This window comes from Arthrobacter sp. SE2 (genome assembly GCF_058244265.1).
The window spans coordinates 1-14,493 of the sequence record NZ_JBZAYA010000024.1; the positions used below are offsets into that span (position 1 = coordinate 1).

Below are 14,493 nucleotides of genomic sequence, written 5' to 3' on the forward strand. Positions count from 1 at the left end.
CACGCTCCTGCCCTAGGCGTCAGACGGCCCTAACCACGCTCATCTGCGAAGGGCCCCTTATATGCGAAACCCACCACGAATGGGTGCGGCCTCTCGCCCAAGTCCATGGTGCTGATGTGCATAGCTCCGTGGATTAGTCCCGGGGCCAGCACCTTCATGCCGTTGTGAATGCGAGAGGCCCTTACGAATAGGGAGTTGGCCTCACTTTGCATCGTCGATGCGTTCGCCGGTACATAGTTCGGATAGTCCACCACCCGGCCGCTTATGGCTTCATCCACCGCCATCTCCGTGGATTTTTCTGCCATATAGTCTTTCATGTTCATTGCTTCGACCTTCCTATTTTCGTGAGGAGGGGGGTGTTTTCCTCACTATTTAGCGTATGTGTTTCGACGCCTGGTTTCAGGTTCGGTTTCGGCAAAAAGAAGTGCCATCATTTGCTTTGAATCTGATCTAGATTTGGGCGTGATCTGGAAAGGCGTTTAAATCAAGAACCCCGGTAGCGGCTTGCTACCGGGGTTCTATAGGGGGGGAGGGGTCTAACCTGCTAACGAATCGTCAACATCACCTTCGTTGTCTGCAATCTCCAGCAGGTAGACTGCCACATTGCGGCAGAGCGCGCGTTCATCGCCGCATGGCTTACGCCAACCATCAACCTCCCAGCCTCCACCCAATGCCTCAATGGCGTTGCGACGACGCTCAAGCGCGTTGTCGCGGTAGGAGCTGATCCCGAACAGAAAGGCCAGAAACAGTGAGCTCGGCTTTTCTGGAATAAAGAGTCCTGGCCGGAAGTTCCATGGCTCAGGAATCTGCATGAGAGCATCCAGCAGATGCGCCTGCATTATTTCGCCGATAGCTTGCCGGCTCAGACCGGTTGTGTCGGCGGGTGCGTACAAGCTCCACAAGAAAGGGAACTTGAGAGGCCGGGGCCCGATGGGCTGAATCGGCTTGCCTTCTTCGTCCTTCTTGAGCGGTTCAAACCCTGCCAAGTGCTCAGGCAAGGCACCGCAGCCAATCAACCTCTTGAGCTCGTCGGTAAGGCGAGCCAATCTGATGGCGAAGGTTACTGCTGTATTGATGATGTCGGTCATCGGTCTGTCCTCTAAAAGAGAAGGGGGCCGGCTGGTGGCGCGGCTGGGGGTCATGGGTCGATGTTCATTTATCCATCCCACCCCAGCCCCCGGTTGAGCCCGGCTTCTCCTGGCTTTCTGCCATGTGTAGGGTTAACGACGAGTTTGGGGATTACATTTCCCGATTAATCCCTGGACGTGTCTCAGAGGCCCGCAAGCCAGTACCTTCGCGGGAGGGGTCTCGACCGCGGGGTCACTACTCTCCGGTAACTTACGTCGAACGCTAGGCGCAGTAGGCACACAGTTGGCCATTCGACGATGCGCTTGGCGAGCACAGGACCTACTTTCGGCAAGGCATCGAGTTCCTCGGCCGTTGCGGTGTTGAGATTCACTTTTCCGCCGGCAGAAGTCCCTGCTCCTGTGCTGCCGGCTGTTGGAGCTCCGCCGGCCACCGTCCCGCCAGAAGCGCCCTGGCTTGGTGGAGGAGCAGCCTCCCCTGTCCGCGGAACGTGGATCTTCGCGGCGTCCTGCACCACCGCCGCAAGGTTAAGGCTGTTCAGCTCGGCTGCAGGATCCGCACCACCGGCAGCAGCGATTGCGTCAAACACCCGTGCTCCGGCGGGCACCCTGACGATCCCGGGACTTTTCACCGCACCTGCAACGTGGACTGTAAGCAGTCGGGCTCCATTCTGTGGTTCCGGAGCGTCGTTGACACCGCCTCTTCCACTTCCAGTACCCACTTCCGGAGTCGCCCCCGCATGTGAACTTCGCACGAGCGGCTCAATCGTCGGCTGCCCGGACCAGGACTGCCAGAAGAACCACGAGACCAGCAACAAACAAGGCACCGCCAACAACACGGCTACGCGCCATGGTGTGCGCCACCGGAGCATCGATGGATGGGCTGCCTCTTCGGACGAGTGATCGGGGCCGGACTGCTCTCCCGCAACGGCCACAACCGAGCCGGGTGTCATCAAGGTTTCCAATGGAAGCAGAGGTTCCGTTGTGTTGTCGTGGCCCGGCTGCGCGACGGCCTCCTGGTCCGACAGCGGTGCAAGACGAACAGCGAATCGGAGCCGGGCGGCACTCGCAGCATCGTCCGCGGGTGAGGCTCGGTTCCTACGTGGCATATCCACGAGCCTAGAACGGCCGAGCCCGCAGCAGCAGCCCGGAAGGGCGCTATGTGGACAGGGCCGCCGCAGAGTGCCTGTGGAGGATCAGTGGGCGCACGTGCCTCCGGAATTGCGCACGCCCAGGGTGCAGGACGGCCCGGTGCTGAGCTCATATCTGGAAGTAGTGGTTTCTCCGGGGTGTCCGGTGCGGGTCGGTGTGGGGTGGCGGGATGAACCAGGGCACGCCTATTTGGACTTGGATGTGCCAGTCTTCCTTGTGGATCAGGCGGTGGTGGTGGCTGCAGAGCAGCGTGCTATTGGCGGTGCTGGTGGCTCCGCCCCGGGACCAGTACTCGATGTGGTGGGCCTCGCACCACGGTGCCGGCATGGTGCATCCGGGGAAAGCGCAGCCCTTGTCCCGCGCGGTGATGGCTTTGCGGATCTGCGGCGGGAAGATCCTGGAGGCCCGTCCGATGTCCAGGACCTGGCCCTCGCCCCCCAGGACCACGGGGATGATGTCCGCGTCGCAGGCGAGTGTGCGCAACGTTGCCGCCGGGACGGGCCCGGTAAACGTGAAGGACCCGGTGCCGCCGCCCTGCCCGTGGTCTTGGGGGAAGAGGTCGCGGTGGTCGATGGTGGCCAGGATCTGCGGGCGGTGGCCGCCCGCGGCGGGCAGGGAGCCCCTGGCCAGGGCGAGCCGGCAGGCGCCCACCAGGCCGTCCAGGAGCTTCTGCGCCCTCGAACGCCGGTCCAGCGGTGCAGGATTGTCCGACCCGGCATTCTCAGGTGCCTCGCCGCAGGACCCGGCGGTCGAATCGGCGCAGGAGCCGCCGGACGGATCGGCGGACGAACCGCCGGACGGATCCGCGCAGGCCTGAGCTGTCCCTTGGGGTGTGCGGGTGCGGGGGTTGGTGGCGGTGTTCATGACCGTGAGCAGGTGTTCGTATTGCTCGGTGGTGGCGAAGATCTCCACGTGTTGGAGCCCGTGCTTGGGGCGGCGCAGAAACGCTCCCTGGTGGTGACGCAGGGATTCCTCGGACGGTTCCGGGCCGTCCTGGTCGATCGCCTCGACCCAGCGACGGGCCACCCTGGCCAGGAAGTCCTGGTCGTTTTCCTCCGCGGTGCGGGCCAGGGCGTGTTCCATTTCCGCGGCTTTCTCCGGGCTGCACAGCGGACGCACCTTCGCCACGGCCATCGTGATGATCCCGGCCGCACCGGACCCGATCACCCCGGAGGCCAGCGCCGCGGCGGTTTCCCCGTGCCGGGCAGGGACCGTTTCTCCGGTGAGGCCGCGGCCCGGCAGCAGCTCGCTCGCCAGGGCGAGCCGGCGTCTGGCCTCGGCGGCACTGATGCGCAGCAACGACCGCAGATGCTCGGCCGTGGACCTGAACTCCCCGCCCCGGGCGCTTCCCGTTCCCATGGAAGAAGCCGCACCGGCCTGCACCGAACCGGAGGCGCCACCCTGCGCGTCCGCGGGGCCCGCCGCGGTCCCGGAGGTCCAGCCCGCGCCGGGGCCGGCATCCGCATCAGCGGCCCAGCCCGTTGTCCATCCTGTTGTCCAGCCCGGCCGGGTGGCGGGTTCTTCATTCCGGGCCCGGTCCAGCCCGGCTGCGGCGGCCAGTTGGAGATAATCCAGGGTCCGGGAGAGTTCCTCCACCCCTGACGCGAACGCGACAGCCTCCTGGAAACCCAGGACTCCGACGTCGTCGGCCGCTTCTTCGGCCAGCGACCTCAGTGCCGCCACGACCCCGTCCAAAGCCGCCTGCCGACCGCGCCCATCGCGCGGATCCACCAACGCCAGCCCGCCCGGAACCCCGGCAAGACGCGGACCACCGGCAAGACGCGAACCACCGGTATGACGGGACACTCCGAAAAGCCCCCGGGACGCAAGGCCCCGCCGGGTGTCGAAGTATCCGATCGCTTCCATGGAAACACTCTGCCAGGAGGCCACGACAAAATAAGGCCGTCGTTCAGGGCGTATGCCCGCGCACCTAGCCCGAGGCTACGGGTGGCTCGGCGCAGGGAGCGTCGTGGCGCCGGGGGTACTGCTTTCGCCGACAACGACGGCCAAAACGCCGAGTCCGGCGTGCGCCGCCAGCACGGCTGGCAGGGCACTAATCTGGGCTGGCGGGCAATCGGGGCAGTTCTCACCGAGCCGGGCTGCGAGCCGCTCTGCCTCTGCCAGGTTTCCAAAGTGATGCACGGCGAGCCGCGATTGTCCTGCGGGCCGGGAATTGACGTCGGCGGCAACGATTTCTTCAAGCCGGGCAACGGCCTTGGCAGCCGAGCGCACCTTCTCGAGCGGTACGATCTTGCCGTCGTCGACTGCGAGGATCGGCTTGATAGACAGCATTGTTCCGAGCCACGACGCAGCAGTGCCGATTCGTCCGCCGCGCCGGAGCTGCTCAAGGCTCGGCACGTAGAAGTAGACCTTGGTGCGGCTCAATCGCTCCTCGGCAAAGCGACGGACTTCGGCGGCTGAACGGCCGTCTGCCGCTGCAACCAGGGCGCTTTGGACGCCCATGCCTTGCGCCATTCCCACGGTGCGGGAGTCAATGACTTCGACGGGGATGGAGACGCGTTGCGCGGCCATCCGGGCGGCATCGGTGGTGCCGGACAGCCCTGCGGAAATGTGGATGGAGACGACGGCTTCGAAACCGCGGTCCCGGGCGGCAAGGTAGGCCTGTTCGAACTGACCGGGTGAGGGTCGGGAGGTCTTTACGGACGATCCCGCCGCCAGGGCCAGCGCGAGGGTCTGGGTGATGTCGTCTTCCCCCTCGCCGTAGATCTCTTCGCCCACCATGACGGGCATCGGCACGACGGCGAGGCGTCCGTCGGCAACGAACGCCTTGACCCATTCGGCCGGGAGTGCGGCTGCCGAGTCGGTGACGACGGCGGTGCGCACGACGACGGGCGCCGGCTCAGTTCCGGCGCGCCCCGGCGTCGTGGACTGACGAAGGCGGGCCAAACGTTCCTTGAGCCACAACCATGCGGGTGGTTCGCGGTCCGTCAAGGGAGCCTCCTGGAGCTGGTGGCTGGCCGCCGGCAGGCGCCGACGGCCGTTTCCCGGCTATGCCGGGACGATGTTCACCAGTTTAGGCGCGCGCACGATCACCGTGCGGATGCCGCGGCCATCGAGTGCCCGCTGTACGTTTTCGCTGGCGAGGGCGAGCTCCCGCAGCTCGTCCTCACTGATGTCCGGCGAGACGTCCAAACGGTCACGGACCTTGCCCTGGACCTGCACGACAGCTGTCACGGTGTCCTGGACAAGAAGCGAAGGATCGTGGGAGGGCCAGCCGGCGTTCGCGACGGAGGCCGGGTGCCCCAACTGGTTCCACAGGTCCTCGGCCGTGTATGGCGCGAAGAGGCTCAGGATGACTGCCACGGCTTCGGCCGCTTCACGGACGGCAGGGTCTGCTCCACCGGCACCGGAGTCGATGGTCTTACGGGTCGCGTTGACCAGTTCCATCAGCTTGGCCACCACGACGTTGAACTTGTTGTTGTCCAACAGCTCGGCGGCGTCGGTGATGGTCCTGTGAGTGACGGTGCGCAGGTTGCGGTCACCAGCGGAGACATCAACGCCGGGCTCGCTCGCGACATCCTGGCCAAGGCGCCAGGCGCGGGCAAGGAACTTTGCCGAGCCCGACGGCGAGACGTCTGCCCAGTCGACGTCGTCCTCTGGCGGGGACGCGAAGACCATGGTCAGGCGGACGGCGTCGACACCGAACTTGTCCAGTTGCTCGCCAAGGTCCACGCCGTTGCCGAGGGACTTGCTCATGGCCTTGCCGCCGTTGAGGACCTGCCCCTGGTTGAGCAGCGCACTGAAGGGTTCGTCCGCGGCGAGCATGCCCATATCGTGGATGACCTTGGTGAAGAAGCGGGCGTAGAGCAAGTGCAGGATGGCGTGCTCGACGCCGCCCACGTACTGGCCGACCGGCATCCAGTCGTTGATCTTGGCAGGATCGAACGGTCCCTCGGTGTAGTGCGGGGAAACGAAGCGCAGGAAGTACCAGGACGAGTCCACGAACGTATCCATCGTGTCCGTGTCGCGCTGGGCGGCCCGTCCGCAGTTCGGGCACTCGACGTTGACCCATTCCAGTGCTGCGGCGAGAGGAGACGTGCCCCTCGGCGACAGCGCTTCGCCTCGCAGGTTTTCTGGCAGCCTGACGGGCAGTTGATCGTCCGGTACCGGCACTTCGCCGCATTCGGCGCAGTGGATGATGGGGATCGGAGTACCCCAGAAACGCTGGCGGCTCAGGAGCCAGTCGCGCAGGCGGAAGTTGACGAACTTCTCCCCCGTGCCCAGCTTCTCCAGGATGTCGATGGCTGCGGGGATGGCATCGGCCTTGGACAAACCGTCCAGTTCGCCGGAGTTCATCAGGGTGCCCTCGCCGGCGGTCGCGATGCCGGTTTCCGCCGGGTCTTCCCCGCCGGTGTTCAGGACCGGACGCACCGGCAGGTCAAACGCGCGGGCGAAGTCGAGGTCGCGCTGGTCGTGTGCGGGCACTGCCATAATGGCGCCCGTGCCGTAGTCGGCGAGCACGTAGTCGGCTGCCCACACAGGCAGTTTTTCGCCGTTGAGCGGGTTGACGGCGTAGCGGCCGGTGAACACGCCGGTCTTCTCGCGCTCAGTGGACTGGCGCTCGATGTCCGACAGGGCCTTGACCTTTTCGCGGTAGGCCATGAGTGCGTCGTGCTGTTCGGGCGTGACCAGGTCCAAGGCCAGGTGCGCATCCGCGGCGACGACGAAGAACGTTGCTCCGTACAAGGTGTCCGGGCGGGTGGTGAAGACCGTGACTTCGCGCTCGGCGCGGCCGTCGGTGGCTTCGATCGCGAAGCGGACGTGTGCGCCCTCGGAGCGGCCGATCCAGTTGCGCTGCATCGCCAGGACGCGCTCGGGCCAGTGTCCCTGGAGCTCGGACATGTCGTCGAGCAAACGGTCGGCATAATCGGTGATCTTGAAGTACCACTGGTTCAGGGACTTCTTCGTGACAGGGGTCCCGCAGCGTTCGCACGCGCCGTTGACTACCTGTTCGTTCGCGAGGACGGTCAGGTCCTTCGGGCACCAGTTGACCGGGGAATCCTTGCGGTAGGCCAGTCCGCGCTCGTAGAAGCGCTTGAACAGCCACTGCGTCCAGCGGTAGTACTCCGGGTCCGAAGTGTGCAGCCGGCGGGACCAATCTGCAGATATCGCATAACGCTTGAACGATGCAGCCTGCGTATCGATGTTGGCGTAGGTCCACTCGCTGGGGTGGGCGTTGCGCTTAATGGCGGCATTCTCGGCAGGCAGGCCGAAGGAGTCCCAGCCGATAGGGTGCAGGACGTCGAAACCCTTCTGACGGAGGTACCGCGCCACGACGTCGCCCATTGCGAAAGCCTCGGCGTGGCCCATGTGGAGGTCACCCGAAGGGTAGGGGAACATGTCCAGGACATAGCGCCGCTCGCGGGAGCCGTCGTCGACAGGAGTGAAGACTTTGAGGTCTTCCCAGACCTGCGGCCACTTGGCCTCCATCGAGGCGAAGCTGTAGACACCCTCCTCGGGCGTCTCGCCTGCCACTGTTGACTGTGCTCCGGTTTCTGTCTCCGGCTGAACGCTCACTGCTGCCCTCTTCTGTTCTTCCATGACGGTTTTGCCTCCTGCTCCGGGCCCCGGAAGGTCCCGGACACACAAAAGCCCCTCGGCAAGGAGGGGCGGCCGCTCGGTTCGCGATGGTCTAAATCGACGTATACCGGGCGGCTAGCTAAGCAGAAGGATCGCACGCATAAACCTACTCTAGCGCACCACAGTGAGCGGACCGTGTTTCGAGGAAGGTGGCCCTGTCGCCGCGGTGAGTGACCCGCGTTTCGATGGGGCGGCCCCTCGCCCGGGTGTGGTGGGCACCGCGAAGCGGGCGGGGCAGGGGCCGCCCCCTCGAAACAGGCGAGGCGGCCCCTAACTTAGGTGCGGCGCGAACAGTAAACGCGAGGCCTACTTAACGTCCTCGTCCACCCAATCCATGGACTTGGTCACTGCCTTCTTCCACAGGCGCATCTGCCGCTCCTGCTCTTCGGCCGGAAGCTGTGGCTCCCAGCGCTTGTCTTCGCCCCAGTTTGAGCTGAGTTCGCCGAGGTCCTTCCAGAAGCCGACGGCGAGTCCGGCCGCGTAGGCTGCACCCAGGGCCGTGGTCTCCACGACCTTCGGACGGACCACGGGCACGCCCAGGATGTCGGCCTGGAACTGCATGAGCGCCTCATTGGCGACCATGCCGCCGTCGACCTTCAACTCGGTCAGAGGAACGCCCGAGTCCGCATTGACGGCGTCGAGCACTTCGCGCGTCTGGAAGGCGGTGGCCTCCAGGGCCGCGCGGGCGATGTGGCCCTTGTTGGCAAAACGGGTCAGGCCAACGATGGCACCGCGGGCGTCTGCGCGCCAGTACGGGGCGAACAGGCCGGAGAACGCGGGGACGATGTAGACGCCGCCGTTGTCCTCGACGCCGGCCGCCAGTGTCTCCACTTCGGGAGCGGAGCTGATCAGGCCGAGGTTGTCGCGGAGCCACTGGATCAGTGAGCCCGTGACAGCGATGGAACCTTCCAGTGCGTAGTGCGGTTTGGCGTCGCCCAGCTTGTAGCCGAGCGTGGTCAGCAGGCCGTTCTTCGAGTGGACGATTTCTTCGCCCGTGTTGAAGATCAGGAAGCAACCGGTGCCGTAGGTGTTCTTGGCTTCGCCCGCCTGGAACGCCGCCTGGCCGAAGGTTGCCGCCTGCTGGTCGCCCAGGATGCCTGCGACGGGCACTTCGCGCAGCAGCTGCGAGGTGTGGACCGTGCCGTAGACCTCGGAGGAGGACTTGATGGCGGGCATCATCGACAGCGGAACACCGAACGCGTCCAGAATTTCCTGGTCCCATTGCAAGGTGTCCAGGTCCATGAACATGGTGCGTGAGGCGTTGGTGACGTCCGTGGCGTGTACGCCGCCGTCCACACCGCCTGTCAGGTTCCACAGAACCCAGCAGTCAGTGTTGCCGAACAGCAGGTCCCCCGCCTCGGCCCGTGCGCGGGCGCCTTCTACGTTGTCCAGGATCCACTTGATCTTGGTACCGGAGAAGTAGGTCGCCAAGGGCAGGCCGACCTTCTGCTTGAAGCGTTCCGGTCCGCCGTCGCTGGCAAGCTCGTCGACGATGGGCTGCGTGCGGGTGTCCTGCCACACGATGGCGTTGTAGACGGGTTCGCCCGTGTTCTTGTCCCACACGACGGTGGTTTCGCGCTGGTTCGTGATGCCGACAGCGGCGATGTCGTGCCGGGTCAGGTTCGCTTTGGAGAGCGCCGAGCCAATGACCTCACGGACGTTGTCCCAGATCTCCACCGGGTTGTGTTCTACCCAGCCGGCTTGAGGGAAGATTTGCTCGTGCTCCATCTGGCCCGAGGAGACTATGTTGCCCGTGTGATCGAACACGATGGCACGCGAGCTGGTGGTTCCCTGGTCAATGGCGATGACGTATTGCGACATTGTGTGACGTCCTTGTCTGGTTGCTTATGTGCGGATGCGAGCTGTGTGTGGGGCGGTGTACTACTTGGCGATGGTTGCCATGATCGGCACAGAGTGGGCGACGAGTCCGGCGATGGTTCCACCCAGGAGCGGGCCGACAATCGGAACCCAGGAGTAGGCCCAGTCGCTGGAGCCCTTGCCCTTGATCGGCAGAATAGCGTGCGCGATACGCGGACCGAGGTCACGGGCGGGGTTGATCGCGTAGCCCGTCGGGCCGCCAAGGGAAGCGCCGATGCCGACGACGAGTAATGCCACCGCGAGCGGTCCCAGGCCGGAGGGAGTTCCGCCGAAGGTCAGGATCACGAACACCAGCACAAACGTGCCGATGATTTCGGTGACAAGGTTCCAAGGGTATGAGCGGATAGCCGGTCCCGTGGAGAACACGGCGAGTTTGCTGGCTGCCAGCGGCTCGGCGTCGAAGTGCTGCTTGTGGGCGAGCCACGCGAAGACGGCGCCGAGGAAGGCGCCGGTCAGTTCTCCACCGAAGTAGGTGAACGTGGATGCCGCGCTCACGGCCACCCCTGGGGCGAACTCGGCCTTGCCGTCAACCAAGAGACCAAGCGTCACTGCCGGGTTCAGGTGCGCGCCGGACATAGCCGCCACGTATACGCCGGCAAAAACAGCGATGCCCCAGCCAAAATTCACCATCAGGAACCCGCCGTTGTTACCCTTCGTGCCTTTCAGCGCGACGTTTGCGACAACGCCGCAACCAAGCAGGGTAAGCATTCCGGTTCCGAACACTTCGGAAAGGAAAACAATTCCGAGAGACATCTTTGACTCCTCATTTTCTTCTGTTGTCAGCCCTGCAGGTTTTGTTGGGGCCGTTGGGCCGGCGTCTGTTAGCGCCGTCCCGGTTGCGGTCTTCCCTTACGGAGCGGAACACCGCAACCCTTGTGTCCGGGCTTCTGGGCCGGAACAATCAAGCTGATGTGACGTACATTACGTTCATGCGACGAGGCTGTGAACAGTAACGCCATGAAAACGCAGAAGCACCTCCTGTGCATGCTGGATTTCGGCTTCACGCCTCGTTGCATCCCAGCCGAGCTGCGCAGTGAGGACCTCGGCGATTTCGTTCAGGAGCTCCCCGGTCACGAGGCCCCGGAAGGCCAGCGAGGTGCGGCGGATGAGGACATCCACAAGGTGCCCCACCTGTTCGTTGACGGCCATGAACTCGAGCTCCCGGACGCTGAGTTCGTTCGTGGAGCGCAGCTTCCGATCCTCGCCTGCCTCGAGGTAGGCGACGACGTCCTCGGCGCGGGTGCCGTAGCGGGTCAGCAGGCCACTGACCCGATCGGCACTGAGACCGGGAGCCATGTGCTTCTTGACCCAGTCCTGGACTCCGTCTTCGCTGTCCGGGAAGCCCAGGCCGCCTCCGATGGCGAGCTTCGCCGTCGAGGTCTTCCGCTCCATGCCCAGCTCGCGGAGGACGTCGTTGCTCAGGTGTTCGGCGAGGGCCCGGAAAGTGGTCCACTTTCCGCCGATCAATGAGAGTACGACGGCGGCCTTCCCGCCCCCGGCGGTCAAGTCACCGGCGGCCGCAGCACCGGAGGCTTTCCGCTCGCTTCGCTCGATGCGGTAGTCACGGGATACGAAGCCCGGCTGGGTGTCGTCGTGGCGCGGAAGCGGCCGGACGCCGGCGAAGCTGTAGACGATATGGCTGCGCTCGACCTTGATGGAGGGGAAGACGTGGCCGACCAGGTCGAAGAAGTAGTCGATCTCGGCTTCGGTGCACACGGCATCCTGGGCCATGTCGGCCTCGACGTCGGTGGTGCCCACCAGGACACGGTCGCCCATCGGGTAGATCAGCACGATCCGCCCGTCCGTGTGTTCGAAGAAGATCTCGCGGCCGCCGCATGCTGCGAGCAATTCCGGATGGTCCAGGACAATGTGGGAACCCTTGGTTCCTCCCATGAAACGGCTCACGGCACCCATTGCCTCATTGGTGAGGTCGACCCAGGCGCCGGTGGTGTTGACGATCACGTCGGCCTGGAAGCTGAATTCCTCGCCCGTGAGTTCATCGCGCAGCAAAACAGCGCCGGCTGTGCCGGCTGATTCGGCGTCCGTCGAGAGAAGGGTGACGTAGTTGCTGGCACGGGCGCTGCCGCCCGGCAAGCCGCTCCCAATCCCTGCCTTTTCGCCGTCCTGCAGCACATCGAGGGTCAGTCGCTCCGGGTTGTGCACGGACGCGTCAAAGTAGGTGGCTGCGTATTTGATGCCGGGGTGCAATCGCGGCAGCTCAGCCAAGGCCTTCTCCTTGCCACGGAACTGATGGCGGGGGACGCTGCCGCCGTCGCGGGAGAAGAAGTCGTACATGCTCAAGCCGAGCTTGATGAGGAAGGCACCGCGTTCTTTCGGCTTGCCTTGCTTGTGCGTGAGGAAGCGTGTGGGGGCGGAAAGTATCCCGGAGAAGGTGCTGAAGATGGGGATGGTTGTCTGCAGGGGCTTGACGTAATGGGGAGCGATCTTCAAAAGCCGGTTGCGCTCGACCACGGATTCCTGGACGAGGCGGAATTCCCCGTTCTCGAGGTAGCGGATGCCGCCGTGGATCATGTGGGATGAGGCTCCGCTGGCGCCCTGGCAGTAATCGCCGCGTTCCACGAGCGCGACATCCACGCCCTGCAGTGCCAAATCACGGAAGGTGCCGACGCCGTTGATGCCGCCTCCGATGATCAGCACCTGGGCTTGCGGCCGTTCGCGAAGTGCCGAAACCGAGGTCCGACGGGGTGATCCTGCTGCGGAACCGGAATTGCTGGTGTATCCCAAAACTGCTCCCTTGGGCTTTGGTGTGTGCGCTGCATCACTTGACGTCGCACCTTGCACAACTATTCTTCGAAAGAGTGGAAAATGAAATCAAGCTATTTGCACAAACGTGCAGAACGGAACTGAGATGCCACCATCACGACATTCAGAGGCCCTCAGGGCAGCACAGATGTACTACCTCCAGGACCTCACCATGGACGCCATTGCCCGCGAACTTCGGACCTCGCGTTCAACGGTCTCCCGGTTGCTGTCCTCGGCCCGCGAGTCGGGACTGGTCCAGATCCAGATCCGCAGTCCCCTGGATTCCGCCCCCGAACTGGAACGAATGATCCGCAACCACTACGGCGTCGATGTGCATGTGGTGCCCGTCCTGGACACCTTGAACGAGGCGGAAACCCTTGACCGGGTGGCGACGCAGGCCGCACGGACCATCGGTCCCCTGGTCGATTCCAACGCCATTATCGGAGTGGCCTGGGGTGCCACCATCAGCGCGGTCAGCAGGCACCTGACGCGCAAGATCACGCACGGCAGCACTATCGTGCAGCTCAACGGCGCCGGCAACATGCAGACGACCGGCATCACCTACGCGAGCGACATCATGCGCCGTTTCGGCATCGCCTATGGTGCGCGGGTGGAACAGTTCCCCGTACCCGCTTTCTTCGACCACGCTTCCACGAAGACCGCCATGTGGAATGAGCGCAGCGTCCAGCGCGTGCTCGATCTCCAAGCCAGGATGAGCATCGCCATCTTCGGTGTCGGCTCGGTGCATTCGGACTATCCCAGCCACGTCTACGCCGGCGGCTACCTCGACGAAACAGACCTGAATCTGCTTGCCGGCTCGGACGTCGTCGGCGATGTTGCCACCGTCTTCTTCCGCGCCGACGGCTCTTCCGACGGCATCACCCTCAACGAGCGGTCCACCGGCCCAAGCCACGAGCAACTAAGGCAGGTCCGCCGCCGCATCTGCGTCGTCTCGGGTGCATCCAAGATCAACGGGCTGCGCGGAGCGCTGGAAGCGAGGCTGGCGACCGATCTGATCCTGGACGAAGCCACGGCGAAGCGTCTGGTCAGTTTCGGCAGCCCTTCCTGAATAATTGAACGACCCTGAAACATTCCCGGCATCGAGGTAGGTAGAGTCTTGGCTATGAAACCCTCGCCTAGGCTCAGTCTCAACAACGGTGTCTTGATTGACCAGTTGGGGTTCGGACTTTACAAGGTGCCACCGGCAGATGCCACGTCTTTGGTCGCCACTGCGCTTGGCGCCGGCTACAGGCACTTCGATACAGCCGCCATGTATGGAAATGAGACCGGGGTCGGCCGCGGCATCGGCAGTGCGGTCATTCCCCCGCCCGGCGTGGACAGCAACACGGGAGGCTCCGGGGAGGGCACACACGGGCTGTCCCGCGAAGACGTCTTTGTCACCACGAAGCTCTGGAACGACGACCAGGGCTACGACTCCACGCTCCGCGCCTTCGATTCCTCGATGGCCAGTCTCGGCCTAGACTACGTCGATCTGTACCTGATCCACTGGCCCTGCGCAGGGCGCGGTTTGTTCCAGGAAAGCTACCGGGCAATGGAAACCCTGTACCGCGAAGGCCGGGTGCGTGCGATCGGCGTCTCCAACTTCCAGCCGGACCATCTCGACGCGCTCATGCAAAAAGCCGAAGTGGTTCCGGCGGTGAACCAGATTGAACTGCACCCTTGGTTGCAGCAGACCCGGCTCCGCACCCTCCACGAGCAGTTGCGCATTCGCACGGAAGCGTGGAGCCCCTTGGGCCGCGGCCAGGTCCTTCAGGATCCGGCAGTTCGGGCCCTCGCGGACAAATATGGAAAGACGACTGCGCAAATCATCATCCGCTGGCACCTCCAACTGGGAAATATCGTCATCCCGAAAGCGAGCACAGCGGCACGCATCCAGGAGAACTTCGATGTCTTCGGCTTCGAGCTGGACGCCGATGACATGGATGGCTTGGCCGCCCTCGAACGCCACCACCGCACCGGGTCACACCCGGACAACGTCAACTAGGACCTGCCG

11 protein-coding genes are annotated in these 14,493 nt (G+C 64.2%); 2 read left to right on the forward strand and 9 right to left on the reverse strand.

Annotated elements, in window-relative coordinates; genetic code table 11:
* Positions 1-29: 29 nt before the first annotated feature.
* The 9 genes from AC4CS3_RS21465 to AC4CS3_RS21505 all read right to left on the reverse strand — a co-directional run bounded on the left by AC4CS3_RS21465 (position 30) and on the right by AC4CS3_RS21505 (position 12,461).
* Positions 30-323, reverse strand: a complete 294-nt coding sequence (locus AC4CS3_RS21465; protein ID WP_490785137.1) for a hypothetical protein — start codon at positions 321-323, stop codon at positions 30-32.
* Positions 324-536: 213 nt separating this feature from the next.
* Entirely contained in the window at positions 537-1,088 is a 552-nt protein-coding gene (locus tag AC4CS3_RS21470; protein ID WP_490785138.1) for a hypothetical protein, read from the reverse strand.
* Positions 1,089-1,270: 182 nt separating this feature from the next.
* On the reverse strand, positions 1,271-2,038 hold the full coding sequence (locus AC4CS3_RS21475; RefSeq protein WP_490785139.1) for a ComEA family DNA-binding protein: 768 nt from the start codon (positions 2,036-2,038) through the stop codon (positions 1,271-1,273).
* A 307-nt stretch (positions 2,039-2,345) separates the two neighbouring features.
* Positions 2,346-4,103 carry an HNH endonuclease signature motif containing protein gene (locus tag AC4CS3_RS21480; protein ID WP_490785140.1) on the reverse strand — a complete coding sequence of 586 codons (1,758 nt, stop codon included), beginning with the start codon at positions 4,101-4,103 and terminating at the stop codon, positions 2,346-2,348.
* Positions 4,104-4,178: 75 nt separating this feature from the next.
* Entirely contained in the window at positions 4,179-5,189 is a 1,011-nt protein-coding gene (locus AC4CS3_RS21485) for a DegV family protein (protein ID WP_490785141.1), read from the reverse strand.
* 57 nt (positions 5,190-5,246) lie between these two features.
* Positions 5,247-7,775: a leucine--tRNA ligase gene (leuS, locus tag AC4CS3_RS21490; protein ID WP_490785172.1), complete on the reverse strand. Its 2,529-nt coding sequence runs from the start codon at positions 7,773-7,775 to the stop codon at positions 5,247-5,249.
* A 369-nt stretch (positions 7,776-8,144) separates the two neighbouring features.
* Positions 8,145-9,659 carry a glycerol kinase GlpK gene (gene glpK / locus AC4CS3_RS21495; protein ID WP_490785142.1) on the reverse strand — a complete coding sequence of 505 codons (1,515 nt, stop codon included), beginning with the start codon at positions 9,657-9,659 and terminating at the stop codon, positions 8,145-8,147.
* Between the two features lie 60 nt (positions 9,660-9,719).
* Entirely contained in the window at positions 9,720-10,469 is a 750-nt protein-coding gene (locus AC4CS3_RS21500; RefSeq protein ID WP_490785143.1) for an MIP/aquaporin family protein, read from the reverse strand.
* 174 nt (positions 10,470-10,643) lie between these two features.
* The gene (locus AC4CS3_RS21505; RefSeq protein ID WP_490785144.1) at positions 10,644-12,461 is read right to left on the reverse strand and encodes a glycerol-3-phosphate dehydrogenase/oxidase; all 1,818 of its coding nucleotides are present in this window, start codon (positions 12,459-12,461) and stop codon (positions 10,644-10,646) included.
* A gap of 124 nt (positions 12,462-12,585) precedes the next feature.
* Between AC4CS3_RS21505 and AC4CS3_RS21510 the strand changes: the two genes are divergently transcribed.
* Together AC4CS3_RS21510 and AC4CS3_RS21515 are read left to right on the forward strand one after the other, a co-directional pair.
* A complete protein-coding gene (locus AC4CS3_RS21510) occupies positions 12,586-13,548 on the forward strand; it encodes a sugar-binding transcriptional regulator (RefSeq protein WP_490785145.1) in 963 nt (320 codons plus the stop codon).
* 54 nt (positions 13,549-13,602) lie between these two features.
* Positions 13,603-14,484 (forward strand): aldo/keto reductase, encoded by an 882-nt coding sequence (locus tag AC4CS3_RS21515; RefSeq protein ID WP_490785146.1) that lies wholly within the window; start codon positions 13,603-13,605, stop codon positions 14,482-14,484.
* Positions 14,485-14,493: the final 9 nt, after the last annotated feature.

Excerpts from the sequence above, each read along its gene's own strand:
- AC4CS3_RS21465 (WP_490785137.1), bottom strand. The coding sequence starts at position 323 with ATGAACATGAAAGACTATATGGCAGAAAAATCCACGGAGATGGCGGTG.
- AC4CS3_RS21470 (WP_490785138.1), bottom strand. The coding sequence starts at position 1,088 with ATGACCGACATCATCAATACAGCAGTAACCTTCGCCATCAGATTGGCT.
- AC4CS3_RS21475 (WP_490785139.1), bottom strand. The coding sequence starts at position 2,038 with ATGACACCCGGCTCGGTTGTGGCCGTTGCGGGAGAGCAGTCCGGCCCC.
- AC4CS3_RS21480 (WP_490785140.1), bottom strand. The coding sequence starts at position 4,103 with ATGGAAGCGATCGGATACTTCGACACCCGGCGGGGCCTTGCGTCCCGG.
- glpK (WP_490785142.1), bottom strand. The coding sequence starts at position 9,659 with ATGTCGCAATACGTCATCGCCATTGACCAGGGAACCACCAGCTCGCGT.
- AC4CS3_RS21500 (WP_490785143.1), bottom strand. The coding sequence starts at position 10,469 with ATGTCTCTCGGAATTGTTTTCCTTTCCGAAGTGTTCGGAACCGGAATG.
- AC4CS3_RS21510 (WP_490785145.1), top strand. The coding sequence starts at position 12,586 with ATGCCACCATCACGACATTCAGAGGCCCTCAGGGCAGCACAGATGTAC.
- AC4CS3_RS21515 (WP_490785146.1), top strand. The coding sequence starts at position 13,603 with ATGAAACCCTCGCCTAGGCTCAGTCTCAACAACGGTGTCTTGATTGAC.